At 63.9% G+C, this 15,508-nt stretch carries 13 protein-coding genes and 1 other RNA gene; 5 read left to right on the top strand and 9 right to left on the bottom strand.

Features of this window, described 5'->3' with window-relative positions; genetic code table 11:
• Positions 1-80 precede the first annotated feature (80 nt).
• From glnA to ACLIJ1_RS19400, 3 genes are all read right to left on the bottom strand, one after another.
• Entirely contained in the window at positions 81-1,496 is a 1,416-nt protein-coding gene (glnA, locus tag ACLIJ1_RS19410; protein WP_411367202.1) for a type I glutamate--ammonia ligase, read from the bottom strand.
• A 242-nt stretch (positions 1,497-1,738) separates the two neighbouring features.
• Positions 1,739-2,569: a competence/damage-inducible protein A gene (locus ACLIJ1_RS19405; protein ID WP_411367201.1), complete on the bottom strand. Its 831-nt coding sequence runs from the start codon at positions 2,567-2,569 to the stop codon at positions 1,739-1,741.
• Positions 2,570-2,577: 8 nt separating this feature from the next.
• A complete protein-coding gene (locus ACLIJ1_RS19400; protein ID WP_411367543.1) occupies positions 2,578-3,474 on the bottom strand; it encodes an EI24 domain-containing protein in 897 nt (298 codons plus the stop codon).
• Between the two features lie 58 nt (positions 3,475-3,532).
• On the opposite strand from ACLIJ1_RS19400, the gene ACLIJ1_RS19395 reads away from it, so the two are divergent.
• Positions 3,533-4,351 (top strand): alpha/beta fold hydrolase, encoded by an 819-nt coding sequence (locus tag ACLIJ1_RS19395; RefSeq protein WP_411367200.1) that lies wholly within the window; start codon positions 3,533-3,535, stop codon positions 4,349-4,351.
• A 294-nt stretch (positions 4,352-4,645) separates the two neighbouring features.
• Positions 4,646-5,377 (top strand): hypothetical protein, encoded by a 732-nt coding sequence (locus ACLIJ1_RS19390; protein WP_411367199.1) that lies wholly within the window; start codon positions 4,646-4,648, stop codon positions 5,375-5,377.
• Between the two features lie 6 nt (positions 5,378-5,383).
• Here ACLIJ1_RS19390 and ACLIJ1_RS19385 read toward each other — a convergent pair whose 3' ends face one another.
• The 6 genes from ACLIJ1_RS19385 to ompA all read right to left on the bottom strand — a co-directional run bounded on the left by ACLIJ1_RS19385 (position 5,384) and on the right by ompA (position 10,402).
• A complete protein-coding gene (locus ACLIJ1_RS19385; protein ID WP_411367542.1) occupies positions 5,384-6,118 on the bottom strand; it encodes a pseudouridine synthase in 735 nt (244 codons plus the stop codon).
• A 62-nt stretch (positions 6,119-6,180) separates the two neighbouring features.
• Positions 6,181-6,569: a transfer-messenger RNA gene (ssrA, locus tag ACLIJ1_RS19380) on the bottom strand.
• A 13-nt stretch (positions 6,570-6,582) separates the two neighbouring features.
• On the bottom strand, positions 6,583-7,254 hold the full coding sequence (gene gph / locus ACLIJ1_RS19375; RefSeq protein WP_411367198.1) for a phosphoglycolate phosphatase: 672 nt from the start codon (positions 7,252-7,254) through the stop codon (positions 6,583-6,585).
• On the bottom strand, positions 7,251-7,955 hold the full coding sequence (gene ubiG / locus ACLIJ1_RS19370; protein WP_411367197.1) for a bifunctional 2-polyprenyl-6-hydroxyphenol methylase/3-demethylubiquinol 3-O-methyltransferase UbiG: 705 nt from the start codon (positions 7,953-7,955) through the stop codon (positions 7,251-7,253). Before ubiG ends, gph begins: the two co-directional genes overlap by 4 nt.
• Positions 7,956-7,976: 21 nt before the next feature.
• Positions 7,977-9,185, bottom strand: a complete 1,209-nt coding sequence (locus ACLIJ1_RS19365; RefSeq protein ID WP_411367196.1) for a hypothetical protein — start codon at positions 9,183-9,185, stop codon at positions 7,977-7,979.
• 539 nt (positions 9,186-9,724) lie between these two features.
• Positions 9,725-10,402 carry an outer membrane protein OmpA gene (ompA, locus tag ACLIJ1_RS19360; RefSeq protein ID WP_411367195.1) on the bottom strand — a complete coding sequence of 226 codons (678 nt, stop codon included), beginning with the start codon at positions 10,400-10,402 and terminating at the stop codon, positions 9,725-9,727.
• Positions 10,403-10,653: 251 nt separating this feature from the next.
• Here ompA and gyrA point away from each other — a divergent pair, with 251 nt between their 5' ends.
• From gyrA to pheA, 3 genes are read left to right on the top strand one after another with little or no spacing between them, the layout of a single operon-like run.
• Positions 10,654-13,302 (top strand): DNA gyrase subunit A, encoded by a 2,649-nt coding sequence (gyrA, locus tag ACLIJ1_RS19355; protein ID WP_411367194.1) that lies wholly within the window; start codon positions 10,654-10,656, stop codon positions 13,300-13,302.
• A complete protein-coding gene (gene serC, locus ACLIJ1_RS19350) occupies positions 13,299-14,408 on the top strand; it encodes a 3-phosphoserine/phosphohydroxythreonine transaminase (protein ID WP_411367193.1) in 1,110 nt (369 codons plus the stop codon). The genes gyrA and serC overlap by 4 nt, the downstream gene beginning before the upstream one ends.
• Positions 14,405-15,508, top strand: coding sequence for a prephenate dehydratase (gene pheA / locus ACLIJ1_RS19345; RefSeq protein ID WP_411367192.1), 1,104 nt, complete (start codon positions 14,405-14,407; stop codon positions 15,506-15,508). The genes serC and pheA overlap by 4 nt, the downstream gene beginning before the upstream one ends.

Here is a 15,508-nt window from a genome sequence, read left to right as displayed (position 1 = left end):
GGTTTGCGGGCGGAAGGCACAAAAAAAGGACGGCCGGAGCCGTCCTTTTCGCGGTGAGCACCCGGAACCCGGGTGGCCCATCACAGGCTGTAGTACATGTCGTACTCGACCGGCGCCACTTCGATGCGGGCGCGGTTGACTTCGCCCATCTTCAGCTCGATGTAGGCATCCAGCATGGAGTCGGTGAACACGCCACCCTTGGTCAGGAAGGCTCGGTCCTTGTCCAGGTAGTCCAGCGCCATGTCCAGGCTGTGGCACACGGTCGGGACCAGCTTGTCCTCTTCCGGCGGCAGATGGTAGAGATCCTTGGTGGCAGCTTCGCCCGGGTGGATCTTGTTTTCCACGCCATCCAGACCGGCCATCAACAGCGCCGAGAAGCCCAGGTACGGGTTCATCAGGGGATCGGGGAAGCGGGCTTCCACGCGACGGCCCTTGGGGTTGGCCACGTACGGGATGCGGATCGAGGCAGAACGGTTCTTGGCCGAGTAGGCCAGCTTCACCGGGGCTTCAAAGTGAGGCACCAGACGCTTGTAGGAGTTCGTGCCGGGGTTGGTGATGGCATTCAGGGCACGGGCGTGCTTGATGATGCCGCCGATGTAGTACAGCGCGAATTCCGACAGACCGGCATAGCCGTCGCCAGCGAACAGGTTCTTGCCGTCTTTCCAGACCGACTGGTGCACGTGCATGCCAGAACCGTTGTCACCGGCGTAGGGCTTGGGCATGAACGTAGCCGTCTTGCCGTAGGCATTGGCAACGTTGTGCACCACATACTTTTGCAGGATGGTCCAGTCGGCGCGCTGCACCAGGGTGCTGAAGCGGGTACCGATCTCGTTCTGGCCAGCGCCTGCCACTTCGTGGTGGAACACTTCGACAGGGATGCCCAGCGATTCGAGGATCAGGGACATCTCGGCGCGCATGTCCTGCGTGCTGTCGACCGGGGGCACGGGGAAGTAGCCGCCCTTGACGGTCGGACGGTGGCCGCGGTTGCCACCTTCGAGCTTGGCACCCTTGTTCCAGGGAGCTTCGTACTCTTCGATTTCGTAGAAGGTGTGGCCCGGAGCGGTGCTCCAGCGCACGCCGTCGAACAGGAAGAACTCGGGTTCCGGTCCGAAGAAGGCGGTGTCGCCCAGGCCGGTGGACTTCAGGTAGGCCTCGGCGCGCTTGGCGATGGAACGGGGATCGCGGTCGTAGGCCTTGCCGTCGGCGGGCTCGAGCACGTCGCAGGTCAGAATCAGCGTGGTCTCTTCGTAGAACGGATCGATGTTGGCCGTGTTCGGATCCGGAATCAGCTGCATGTCAGAGGCTTCGATGCCCTTCCAGCCAGCGATGGAGGAACCGTCGAACGCATGACCCGAAACGAACTTGTCTTCATCGAAGTGGGACACGGGCACGGTGGTGTGCTGCTGCGCACCACGGGTGTCGGTGAAACGGAAATCAACGAACTTGACTTCGTTGTCCTTCACCATTTGCATCACGTCTGCGACGGTCTTTGCCATCAAATACTCCTGTTGCTGTGTGGGTGGAAAGTGAAATTCGACGTGGACACGAAGCAGTTTTTGTGCCACTGCGATGCCCTGGGTTGCCTGCGCAACGCGGGGCGTGAACTCCATTTGGGATTATGGCGCAGCAACACGGGTGGTCGCCCCAGCAGCGCAAGCGCAAACGTGCCAGCGTCACGCCAAAGGAATGCACCGTTTATGTGCATCCAGTCAGCGCCGCACATGGTTGGTGCAACTCTTCAGCGCACCATTTCAGGGCCCAGCTCGGCGCCAAACTGACGCAGTCCGTCGAGCATGGCCACAAACGCGAGCGCGACACTCTCCGGATCACCTTTGACCCCCAGTTCGATGTGCCGGCCGTGTTCCGGGTGATCGACGCTGGGCAGGCTGAACACCTTGACCGGATGGTCCCTCTCGATCGTTTCCATCAACGGCGTGAGGCTGGCTTCCATCGCACCCTTGACCACCACCGAGTGCTCCTGCCAGGCCCCGCGCCGGTGCAAATGTGCGTATGGGCCATCGAGCAGGGACTCAATCATCGGCCACGCCATCACGGGAAACCCTGGCACGAAATGGACCGTTCCACCTCCCGGTCCGTCGCAGCTGAAACCCGGAATCTTGTTGTAGGGGTTGGCAATGATGCGGGCGCCCTGCGGGAACACGCCCATGTTGAACCGGTGCACGTTGTCGGGGCGGTCAGGGTCATAGGTCTCGCCGCGCTCAAGTGCCAGGTCCTTCATGCGCTGCTCGATCAGATCGCGGGCCTCTGGGTGCAGCGCAAGCTCCGTCCCCAAGGCTGCAGCCGCGCATTGCCGGGTGTGGTCGTCGGGAGTCGCGCCTATCCCCCCGCAGCTGAAAACGATGTCGTTGCCCGCAAAGGCGTCGCGCAGGGCGGCAGTGATGCGCTGGCGATCGTCGCCGATGCAGCGCACCCAGGCCAGCGACAGCCCGCGGGCCGACAGCAGCTCGATCACCTTGGGAAGGTGCTTGTCGGCGCGCTTGCCGGACAGGATTTCATCGCCAATGATGATGAGCCCGAAGGCGGGAGCAGAAACCGAAGTTTGTTCCATGGTGCTTGTCAGGACTGGGGCGGAGGCAGCTCGCCACCGGCCGCGGACTGCGCAGGAGGTATCGCTGCGCCGATGGTCTGGCCAGGGACAGCGTCCACGATGTCCACGGCCACCTGCCCCCGCAGCTTCTGCAGGGCCGTCAGGCAGAAATGGGCGAACCAGAGCGAGGAAAACGCAAACACCAGGGTGTAGATCCAGATCGCCACCGGCACCAGCAGCGGCGCCAGCGCCACAAACATGGCGCCGGATGCCCACAGCAGGCTGGGTGCTGCACCCAGATAACCACTGATGACACCCATGGCCAGCAGGCTGCCACGGTGCTCGCGCAAGATGGTCTTTCGCTCGGCGCTGCTGGCATGGATGGACAGTGCGTCGAAGGCAAACACACGGTAAGTCAGCCAGCCCCAGATGAGTGGCGGCAGGATGAGCACCAGCGGCGGCACCAGCCAGAACGGCATCGACAGCACCAGCGCCACGGCAGCCACCACCGTGGACCCCAGCGACCAGGCCAGACTCACCCACAGCGAGCCACCCTTCTTCTTCTCCAGTTGGGCAAAGCGGCGCTGCCCCACGAGGTCCACCATGGCGGGCGTCATGAAAAACGCCACCAGCAAGAGACTCAGCAGCACGATCACCGGCGTCGCCAGCACCAGCACCACCAGCGGCGCGAAAACAGTGCGCAGGTAGCCCAGTCCGACACCGTCAAGCCAGCCCAGGAAGCTCTGCACCAGGGACCAGGCTTGCAGCCAGTCGGACACGGCCTGAACCGCGAAGTCCCAGCAGAAATACCCCAACCCGAACGACAGCGCCACCATCAACACGAGGGGCAGGAACGAAAGGCCAATCACCCGCGGATGCATGCAATACGCCACCGCGCGCCAGAACGAATCGAACAGCTGAGTCATCCGGTCAGAATACAGGTTTTCGCTGCGGTCCGGCGCAGCCACGCCCGAGGAGAACCGATTGGACAGTGTCGACATTCACGGTGTGCGGCTGGAAGTTGCGCACATCCCCGGCTCCCCAGAACTGGCCCCCCTGCTGTTCCTGCACGAAGGTCTTGGCAGCGTGTCCATGTGGGCGCAGCGGGGCCGGGACTGGCCACGCGAGATCTGCGCCGCCACGGGCCGCGCCGGCTGGCTGTATTCCCGCCGGGGATACGGCCGGTCCGACCCGGTGGCTGATGTTCGCGGACCATCCCGGGTTGAAGGCCACTGGCATGTCGGCCGGCACGAGCCCGACTACATGCACCGCGAAGCGCTCGATGTGCTGCCGGAACTGCTGCGCAGGCTGGACATCCAGCGACCTGTGCTGATCGGGCATTCGGACGGCGCCACCATCGCCCTGCTGCATGCCAGCCGCCTCACGGTCTCTGCCTGCGTGGTGATGGCGCCGCACCTGTTTGTCGAGGATGTCTCGATCCGGTCAATCGAACAGGCACGGCAGACCTACCTGTCCGACCCGGGTGAGCGCGGCATGCGACAAAGGCTGGCCCGCTACCACCTGGACGTCGACAACGCCTTCTGGCAGTGGAACGATGTCTGGCTCAGCGCCCCCTTCCGGGCGTTCGACATCCGCGACGATTGCCGGTCGATCCGGTCTCCGTTGTTGGCCATTCAGGGCATGGACGACGAATACGGCAGCATGGACCAGCTCGCCGCCATCCTGCAAACGGTGCATGGAGCCTCCCTCCTCGAGCTGCCGGACTGCGGTCACAGCCCACACCGGGACCAGCCCGATGCGCTGACACGGGCCTTGACCGGTTTCTTGCGGAATTTGCCCTGAAACGTGGGCATATCCCACATTCGCGGGATATGCCGCTGACCCGGGTTTGGGCACAATTCCCGGTTTTCAGGGCTTCGTCCGCTCGGCGACTGCCCCGACCTGCGGACATCTTCTGCCCGTGGGCCAACCTTCTCCCCGCTTGTGCATCCGCCAGGCCACGGCCAGGCGACGGCTGTCCGAAGTACGCCGCCACCACCAAGAAATTCACGCTATTCCCGACTCAGATTGCGACACTTACCCCCTTCTTACCGGCCGATTCAATACATTTGGTAACTCTGCTTTCCGATTCTTTCCATGACCTTTCTGAGCGAACCTTGGCTGCTGGCCCTGCTCGCGCCTGCCCTTCTGGGGGTCGGCGCGCTGCTGTACCGTGCCTGGGATGCGCGCAAGACCAAGGCCCGGCGGAGGATTCCCAAGCAGTGGCCGTTGGACACCCGCGCCATCGCCAACACCGAAGAACTTCAGGTCTGGCACTGGCTGGGGCGTGCGTTCTACGACCATCACGTGATGATCAAACTGCCGGTGACCCGCTTCACGCTGCCGCGCGACCGGGAAGAAGGCATGGAGTGGTACCGCCTGCTGGGTGGTGTCTACAGCACGTTCACCATCTGCAAGACCGACGGCCGCGTGGTTGGCTGTGTCGATGTGCCGGGCCGCGCTGGCATTCCCAGAAGCACCCGGCAAATCAAACACTCCCTGCTCACCCAATGCGGCCTGCCTTACTGGGTAGTTCGCTCGTCCAACCTCCCAACGGTTTCCGAGATCCGTGCCGAGTTTCTGGGAGAGACGCCGACCGCGCAGACTCTTCGCGAACGCGAGCAGGAAGAGAGGGCCATCATCGCCGCGCAAGCCAACCTGCGCTCGGCCATCACCCGCCAGCGCAACAATCGCCAAAGCGACTTCAGCCCACTCTCGACATGGCCCGGCAGCACCACGGGAGACTCCCGGGTCAGCGATCTGGGCTCGCAGTGGCAGGACAATTCGTTCCTCGTCCCCCTGGACAGCCGCAAAGGCGACCTGCTCTGAACCCGGCTAGGCCCGTTTGCGGGTCAGCGCATCCACCTCGCTGGACGTCAGCCAGCGCCACTGACCTGGTGCCAACTCCGCCGTCAGGCTGAGTTCACCAATGCGAGAGCGGTGCAAGCCTTCGACCCGGTTGCCCACCGCCGCCAGCATGCGTTTGACCTGGTGGTACTTGCCTTCGGTCAGGGTCAGCTCCAGGGCGTGCGCGCCGGTTGCTCGGCAGGACGCCGCGCGCACCGGCGCCGGATCGTCATCCAGAACTACCCCTTCCAGCAGCCGTGCCACCTGCCGTTCGTCCAGCGGATGCTTGACTGTGACCTCGTAGACCTTGGGCACGTGGTGACGGGGTGACGTCAGCCGGTGGATGAACTTGCCATCGTCGGTCATCAGCAGAAGACCGGTGGTGTCCTGGTCGAGCCGCCCCACGGCCTGCACGCCCGCGGCAGCGCCACCACCGCGCTGCCTCAGAGGTCCTGGCAAGAGGGTGTAAACGCTGGGATAGGTGCTCGGCTTCTGAGAGCACTCATAGCCGGCCGGCTTGTGCAATATCAGGTAGGCACGCTCCTGGTACAGCCAGCGCAGGCCCTGTACCCAGAACACCAGGCCATCGGTGTCCACCTCCAGGCCCGGATCGTCGCAAGGCTGGCGCTCCTCGCCGAGCTGGACATGCCCCATCTGGACCAGGCCACTGCAGACGCGCCGGGTGCCAAAACCCTGTGAAAACAATACTTCGCTCAGTGCCAGCATGAAACCATGAAACCCAAAAAGCAAAGCCCCTTGGCCTGGAGGGCCAAGGGGCTGTTGAGTGGTGGAGCTGGGGGGATTTGAACCCCCGTCCGCAAGCCTTCTTCGAGCAGTTCTACATGTGTAGCCGTCTGATTTGGATCTCGCTTCCTGCAACGCGCAGCAGCACGCTTTGCAAGACGCCAGCAACCTTGGATCTCGTCAGCTGCCAAGTTGCCCGGCGACCGACCAGCCTATGAAATTATCTTTGCAGCCTGGACCCTGGCGGCTTGCGCCGTTCGGACCCTTGCCCAGCCCATAGGCATGCTGTTGCAAAGCTCACCGGCAATTAAGCGGCGAGTGCGAAACGTTCGTCGTTTGCAGTTAGTTTTTTTCTGCGGTTTTACGAGGTGACAGAACCTCGACATGCCCTGCTGCGCGTCCGAACCCACGTCGAAACCAGTGCAGCCCCTGAACCCTGCAGTTTAAGGCAGTTCCAGACTTTTCAAGAGCTCTTCCGGCGCTGAAATCGTTTGATCAGCGCCCCATGTCCCCACATCCGCAGACGGACCCAGGTACCCGTACAGAGCGGCCACGGTGCGCATGCCTGCTGCTCGGCCAGCCTGAATGTCGCGCAAATCGTCCCCCACATACAGACAGGACTGGGGCGACAAGCCAACCTGCCTCGCCGCCTCCAGCAGGGGCGCTGGGTGTGGTTTCGCATGCGGCGTGGTGTCGCCGCTGATCACGGTGGCGGCGCTCTGGAACAGCGGCATAGCCTGCAACAGGGGCACGGTGAAACGCTGGCCCTTGTTGGTAACCACGCCCCAGGGTAGTCCTGCACCAGACAACGCGGAGATCAGACGGTCCACACCGTCAAACGCCCGGGTGTTCAAGGTCAATCTGCTCTGATACGCGTCGAAGAACTCCTGCTTGAGCGCCTCGAAAACGGCATCTCCGGGCTCGGTGTCGAAGGCCACCCGCAACATGCCACGCGCCCCGGAGCCTGAGTGCGACCGGTACCAGTCCAGAGGCAGCGCAGCCAGCCCCCTAGCCTCCCGCATGGCGTTCGCGGCACCGGCCAGATCGGGCGCACTGTCGATCAGCGTGCCATCCAGATCGAACAGCACACAGCAGATGCCAGCAAACGGCGTCATGGCCGGCGGGTAGCGATCATGTAGTTCACGCTGGTGTCGCCGCTGAGCCAGTAGCGTTGGGTCAGCGGGTTGTATTCCATGCCCCGTGTCTGCTGGAGCGACAGCTCCGCCGCGCGGCAGTACGACGCCAGCTCGCTGGGCCGGATCATCTTGGCGTATTCGTGCGTGCCCCTGGGCAACATGCGCAGCAGGTATTCCGCCCCGACGATGGCGAAGAGGAACGACTTCGGGTTGCGGTTGATGGTCGAGAAAAACACCCAGCCGCCCGGCTTCACCAGCGTGGCACACGCTCGCACCACCGACGAAGGGTCAGGCACATGTTCCAGCATCTCCATGCAGGTCACCACATCGAACGACGCCGGTTGCTCCTGCGCCAAGGCCTCGGCACTGACTTCGCGGTAGTTCACCCCGGTGGTGCCGGCTTCCAGCGCATGGAGCTGGGCGACTTTCAGCGCCTTGGTGGAAAGGTCGATACCGGTGACGTCGGCCCCTTTGCGGGCCATTGAGTCGGACAGGATGCCGCCACCGCAACCGATGTCGAGCACCCGCTTGCCCGCCAGAGGTGCCAGTCCGTCAATCCAGCCCAGACGCAGCGGATTGATCTGGTGCAGGGGACGAAACTCGCTTTCAGGATCCCACCAGCGGTGGGCCAGGTCGGAAAATTTGGCCAGTTCGGCCGGATCGGCGTTGACGGTGCTCATGCCGCCGATTCTCCCATGGCCTCAGCGCGGCAGCCCCCAGGCATCGGCGAATCGCTGACGTTCGCTGCGGACATCGGCCAGCGTGATGCATGCCTTGTCTGCTCGCAGTCCGAAGCGTTGAAGCTGCTGGCGATAGTCCGCGTTCTGGTACGGGTCTGCGACCACATAGCCCGAACGGTTCACGCATGTCCCTTTGGCCAAACAGTCCTTCCAGCTGGCCCCGAACACGATGCGACCATCCGTTGTGAAACCGGGAAAGGCGCTGGCCAGCACTTGTGTGCGTTCGTCGTCGATGCGGAACACCTGGTCCTGCAGCGCCGCCCGCCGGTCGACGAAGTAGACACTGGCGTTATCGGTGTAGGCCAGCATCGCGGAGGGCCTCCCGCCAAAGGCGAACACAGCCTTTCCCGGCGACGCCTGCAAGTCCATGCGGAGATCGCAGGCGTGCTGCTCGCCCGGGACGGCGGGCGATAGCCCATAGACACGCATCGAGGGTCGGCCGGCCCGCGGGTTGATTGGAATGGCCGAAAACTCCTTGCCGTCGACCGAAATCATGGGCAGCGTGTACACCCCGCCATCGGTGGCCTGTCGGGTGCCGCAAATGAACTGCGGCCCGGTGTCGGCAACCACTTCGGCCTTATCGCCGAAATCCCTGACTCCAATCGTCCGCACCTGCAGGGGCCCGGTGCCCTGACCGGAACGGTCACCTTGTGGCCAGCTCATGGACCGGATCCAGATCAGCGCAGGATCGGCCGCCCCGCCCGGGTCCAGCTCGGAGGCAGCCGCATAGAAGCCCCGCATTCCACCCTGGAACAGCGGCGAGGCTTTCTGCTCCAGGCGCAGCACATCGCGCAACCGGAAGTGCCGCCCGTCGACATCGACAAGGTAACGCCAACTGCCTTGCACCGGAAACGCCTCGTTGCTCAGCGGGGTCCGGAACACGCGCCGGACCGCCGTTGCACTGTCGGCCGGCAACTCGACCAGAGAGACCTGCCCGAGCTGCGCCCCGGAATAGGAGCGCAGGACAAACCGCCCGTCCGGACTGATTCGCTCGTAGGTCCCCAGCGCCGGCACGCCATTGCTGTCCAAGCCCACCATCGCACCATCCAGCGCCAGGTAGCTGACGGCAGGAATGCACGCCGAAGCCTCGGTGCGATCGGCGGCTCCACAGGGCCACGAGGTCAAACCCGCCAACAGCAAGATGGCTGGAAAGAAATCACGGCTGCTCATGGCTCGCAACCCTGACCGGTGGATGCCAGTGCAACCCGCCGGCACCGCAGCGAATCGATCCATGCCGCATCCGGCAGAACACCCCAGATCGGCCAGGGATGGACGCGCCCCTGCGCGATCACGAGGCTGTAAGGAAAATGGTTCGGACGACCGAGCCAGGCCGTGCAGACAGTGGGAACCAGCTCCGACAAGTCCCTCGCCCACCCTGCCTGCGCCACCGCAGACCGCCACTCTGCCTGTGGAACCAGCGGCGACCGCCACGCCATGACGACAAACCCCTCGGCCTCGGCGGCTGCCTGCATCCGCGGCCACTCCGTCACGCTGTAAACCATGCGCGGTGACAGCACACTCAGCACAACAGTCCGTTGCTCGGGCAGCCCAATCGCGCGCAAACATTCACCCGGCAGAGGCAGAACGTCTGCACGGCCAACTGTGCTCACCAGCGCTCCGGCGATCAGCCAACCGAAGCGAAAGGGCGAAAAAAAACCCCGGGCGCTTGCACGCCTGGGGTTCTTTCGGCAAGACGAGCCGGGCAAGTCTTACTTGTTGGTGCGGGTACCGACCACTTCGACTTCCACGCGACGGTTCTTGGCGCGGCCTTCCTTGGTAGCGTTGTCGGCCACCGGCTGGCCTTCGCCCTTGCCTTCGGTGTAGACGCGGTTGCTTTCGATGCCCTTGCTCACCAGATAGGCCTTGACGGCTTCGGCGCGGCGGACAGACAGCTTCTGGTTGTAGCCATCGGTACCCTTGGAGTCGGTGTGACCCACGGCGATCACGACTTCCAGGTTGATGCCCTTGACCTTGTCGGCGAGGTCGTCCAGCTTGGCCTTGCCTTCGGGCTTGAGCACAGCCTTGTCGAAGTCGAAGAAGGCGTCGGCGGCATAGGTCACCTTGGTGGCGGCCGGAGCGGCAGGAGCTGGTGCGGGAGCGGGAGCGGGAGCAGGTGCCGGAGCGGGAGCGGGTGCCGGAGCAGCGACAGGAGCCGGAGCAGGCGCAGGAGCCGGGATGATTTCGCCGTCGCAGCCCTTGGCAGCGGTGGCGGGCGTCCAATTGGCATCGCGCCAGCACAGGGTGCCGTCACCGTTCTTCCACTGGAGGTTGCCATGGCCGCTGCGCCAGTTGTCGTTCGTCGCAGTACCGCTGGAGGGAGCAGCGAAAGCGGCCGATGCCATGGCGGCGGTTGCGAACAGCATTGCCACTGAGTTCAGTTTTTTCATGGTTTTCCTCTTGGAGTAAGCCGCAGACGGCTGATTTCGAATGAGCGCGCTCAAGGTGACCACCACCAGAAACGCTCAAATCATTGTGCCACAAGCATTCAATTTGCCAGGGTCGGCCCCGGGACAACCACGAGACGATGGCCGCCGAACTCGTTGCCCACACACAACATAGACACACCCAAAGCGTCTGTCCCCCTGTCCACTAAAATTGGTGGGTTTCCCCCTGACGACTTCCGACTTCTTCAACGCTCATGACCCAGTTCGCCAAAGAAACCCTGCCGATCAGCCTTGAAGAGGAAATGCGCCGAAGCTACCTCGACTACGCCATGAGCGTGATTGTGGGTCGCGCGCTGCCGGACGCCCGGGACGGTCTGAAGCCGGTGCATCGCCGCGTCCTGTACGCGATGCACGAACTCAACAACGACTGGAACCGGCCATACAAGAAATCGGCCCGTATCGTCGGCGACGTGATCGGTAAATACCACCCGCACGGCGACAGTGCGGTGTACGACACCATTGTTCGGATGGCGCAGGATTTTTCATTGCGTCACATGTTGGTCGACGGCCAGGGCAACTTCGGCTCGGTCGACGGCGACAACGCCGCCGCCATGCGCTACACCGAAATCCGCATGTCCAAGATCGCCCACGAGATGCTCGCGGACATCGACAAGGAGACGGTGGATTTCGGCCCGAACTACGACGGTTCGGAAAAAGAGCCGCTGGTGCTGCCCACCCGCCTGCCCAACCTGCTGGTCAACGGCTCTGGCGGCATCGCCGTGGGCATGGCCACCAACATCCCGCCGCATAACCTCAACGAGGTGGTGGACGCCTGCCTGCACTCGCTCAAGAACCCGGACTGCTCCATCGACGAGCTGATGGAGATCATCCCGGCGCCAGACTTCCCCACCGGCGGCATCATTTACGGCATCAATGGCGTCAAGGACGGCTACCGCACCGGCCGTGGCCGCGTGGTGATGCGCGCCAAGTGCCATTTCGAAGACATCGACAAGGGTCAGCGCCAGGCAATCATCGTTGACGAGATCCCCTACCAGGTCAACAAGAAGACGCTGCAGGAACGCATTGCCGAGCTGGTGCACGAGAAGAAGCTCGAAGGCATCAGCCACATCCAGGACGAGTCCGACAAATCCGGCATGCGTCTGGTGATCGAGCTCAAGCGCGGCGAAGTGCCCGAGGTGGTGCTGAACAACCTGTACAAGCAGACGCAGCTGCAGGACACCTTTGGCATCAACATGGTGGCGCTGATCGACGGTCAGCCCAAGCTGTGCAACCTGAAGGACCTGATCACGGTGTTCCTGGAACACCGCCGCGAGGTGGTGACCCGCCGCACGGTGTTCGAGCTGCGCAAGGCGCGCGAGCGCGGCCACGTGCTCGAAGGCCTCGCGGTCGCGCTGGCCAACATCGACGAGTTCATCAAGATCATCCGCGAGAGCCCCACCCCGCCGGTGGCCAAGGCCGAGCTGATGACCCGCAGCTGGGACAGCCAGCTGGTGCGCGAGATGCTGACCCGGGCCAAGCAGGACGGGGGCACGGTCAGCGCCGACGACTACCGCCCCGAAGGCCTGGAGCGCGAATTCGGCATGCAGGCCGACGGCCTGTACCGCCTGTCCGAAACGCAGGCGCAGGAAATCCTGCAGATGCGTCTGCAGCGCCTGACCGGCCTTGAGCAGGACAAGATCGTCGCCGAATACAAGGACGTCATGGCTGTCATCGACGACCTGCTGGACATCCTGGCCCGGCCTGAGCGGGTCTCGATCATCATCAGCGAAGAGCTGGTTGCGGTGAAGAACGAGTTCGGCCAGACCAAGCTGGGCGCCCGCCGCAGCGAGATCGAACACAGCGCCCAGGACCTGAGCACCGAAGACCTGATCACGCCGACCGACATGGTGGTGACGCTGTCCCACAGCGGCTACATCAAGAGCCAGCCTCTGTCCGAATACCGCGCCCAGAAGCGAGGCGGTCGCGGCAAACAGGCCACGGCGACCAAGGAAGACGACTGGATCGACCAGCTCTTCATCGCCAACACGCACGACTACATCCTGTGCTTCTCCAACCGCGGCCGCCTGTACTGGCTCAAGGTCTGGGAAGTGCCGGCCGGTTCGCGCGGCTCGCGTGGCCGCCCCATCGTCAACATGTTCCCGCTGCAGGACGGCGAGAAGATAAACGTGGTGCTGCCGCTGACCGGCGACGCCCGCAGTTTCCCTGACAACCGTTTCGTGTTCATGGCGACCAGCATGGGCACGGTGAAGAAGACATCGCTGGACGAATTCAGCAACCCGCGCAAGGGCGGCATCATCGCGGTCAACCTCGATGAAGGCGACTTCCTGATCGGCGCGGCGCTGACCGATGGCCAGCACGACGTGATGCTGTTCAGCGACGGTGGCAAGGCCGTGCGCTTCGATGAAAACGACGTGCGCCCGCTTGGTCGCAATGCACGCGGCGTGCGTGGCATGACCATTGAAGAAGGCCAGAGCGTGATCGCCATGCTGGTGGCCGAAGACGAGCAGCAGAGCGTGCTGACCGCGACCATCAACGGCTACGGCAAGCGCACGCCGATCGGCGAGTACACCCGCCACGGCCGAGGCACCAAGGGCATGATCGCGATCCAGCAGAGCGAACGCAACGGCAAGGTGGTCGCCGCTACCCTGGTGCACAGCGAAGACGAAATCATGCTGATCACCGACAAGGGTGTGCTGGTGCGCACCCGCGTGAGCGAGATCCGCGAAATGGGCCGCGCCACGCAGGGCGTGACGCTGATCGCGCTGGACGAAGGCGCCGAACTGTCGGGTCTGCAGCGCATTGTCGAGAACGACGCCAACGTTGATGCCGGTGCACCGGATGCCGCAGAAGGCGGGGACGACGCGGCGGGTGACGCCGAATGACGCAACGTCCGTACAACTTCTCGGCCGGTCCGGCCGCCATGCCCGAAGAAGTGCTGCAGCAGGCTGCGGCGGAGATGCTGGACTGGAACGGCAGCGGCATGGGCGTGGTGGAGATGAGCCACCGCGGCAAGGAATTCATGTCCATCGCTGCGCAGGCCGAAGCGGATCTGCGCGAATTGCTGTCGGTTCCGTCGAATTTCCGCATCCTGTTCATGCAGGGCGGTGGCCTGGCCGAAAACGCCATCGTGCCGCTGAACCTCTCCCGCGGTGGCGCTGTGGATTTCGTGGTCACCGGCAGCTGGAGCCAGAAGTCGGCCAAGGAGGCGCGCAAGTACGCTGCCTCGACGGTGATCGCCAGCAATGAGGCTGACGGCCACACCTCCCTGCCCGTCCCGGGAAGCTGGAAACTGAGCAAAGACGCGAAGTACGTGCACATCTGCAGCAACGAGACCATCCATGGCGTGGAGTTTCACGAGTTGCCTGACCTGAAGGCCCTGGGCAGCCTTGCCCCGCTGGTGATCGACTTTTCGTCGCATGTGGCTTCCCGGCCCGTGGACTGGTCGCGCGTCGGCCTGGCCTTCGGTGGTGCGCAGAAGAACCTTGGCCCGGCCGGAGTGACGCTGGTGGTGGTGCGCGAAGACCTGCTGGGTCAGGCGCTGTCCATCTGCCCCAGTGCGTTCGACTACAAGACGGTGGCAGACAACGGGTCCATGTACAACACGCCCCCGACCTACAGCATCTACATGGCGGGTCTGGTGTTTCAGTGGCTCAAGCGCCAGAAGGAAGGTGCCTTCACCGGCATCGCAGCCATGGAAGAGCGCAACATCGCCAAGGCCACCCTGCTCTACAACTTCATTGACCGTTCGCAGTTCTATGTGAACAAGGTCGCCAAAGATTGCCGTTCGCGGATGAACGTGCCGTTCTTCCTGCGCGACGAGTCGCGCAACGACGCCTTCCTGGCCGGTGCCAAGGAGCGTGGCCTGCTGCAACTCAAGGGCCACAAGTCGGTGGGCGGCATGCGCGCCAGCATCTACAACGCCATGCCTCTGGCGGGCGTGCAGGCGCTGGTGGACTACCTGCGCGACTTCGAAAAGACCAGCGCATGAGCACCAGCAAGCCCGTTCAATCCGAAGCCCTGGGTGCGCTTCGGGTGCAGATCGACAGCATCGACCAGCAGTTGCTCTCGCTGCTCAACCAGCGCGCCAACGTGGCCGAAAAGGTGGGCGAGATCAAGCGCGCCGAAGGTTCGCCGTTCTTCCGGCCGGACCGCGTGGCCCAGGTGATCGAGAAAATTCAGGGCGCCAACCAGGGCCCGCTGCTCAACCAGCATGTGGCTTCGATCTGGCGCGAGATCATGTCTGCCTGCCTGGCGCTCGAGGCGCCACAGCGCGTGGCCGTGCTCGGCCCGCAAGGTACCTTCTGCGAGCAGGCCGCCATCGAGTTCTTCGGCAGCGCCGCGAACATGATCTATTGCGCCAACTTCGACGAGGTCTTCCACGCCACGGCGGCGGGCACGGCGCAGTACGGCGTGGTCGGCATGGAGAACTCGACCGAAGGCGTGGTCGCGCGCTCGCTGGACCTGTTCCTGCGGTCGCCGGTGCATGTGGTGGGCGAAGTCAGCCTGCTCGTGCGGCACAACCTGCTGCGCCAGGTCAACCACCTTGACGGCATCGAGGTGGTGATGGCGCATCCGCAGGCGCTGGCGCAATGCCAGGGCTGGCTCACGCAGCACCTGCCCAATGCCGAACGCCGCGCGGTGTCGAGCAACGCCGAAGGTGCACGACTGGCGGCCACCAACCCGGCCTGGGCCGGGCTGGCGAGCGAACGCGCCGCCGCGCAGTTCGGCCTGCACATCGTGGCGCACGCCATCCAGGACGAGGCCTACAACCGCACGCGCTTCGCCGTGATCGCCCTGCCCCAGACCCTGGCCATGCCGCCAGCCTCGGGCAAGGACTGCACCAGCCTTGTGGTGTCGGTGCCCAACCGGCCGGGAGCAGTGCACGACCTGCTGGTGCCGCTGAAGAACAACGGCGTGTCCATGACGCGGTTCGAGTCGCGTCCGGCCAAGTCCGGTCAGTGGGAGTACTACTTCTACATCGACATCGCCGGACATCCCACCCAACCCCACGTCGCAGCGGCCCTGAAAGAACTCCAGGGGCTGTGCGCGTTCTACAAAGTGCTGGGTGCCTACCCGGTCAGCGAATGA

Origin of the sequence: Hydrogenophaga sp. RWCD_12 (assembly GCF_046604225.1) — a bacterium.
Lineage (GTDB): Bacteria > Pseudomonadota > Gammaproteobacteria > Burkholderiales > Burkholderiaceae_C > Hydrogenophaga.
The sequence above is the reverse complement of the archived record's forward strand: the minus strand, read 5'-3'. Positions and strand labels throughout refer to the sequence as shown.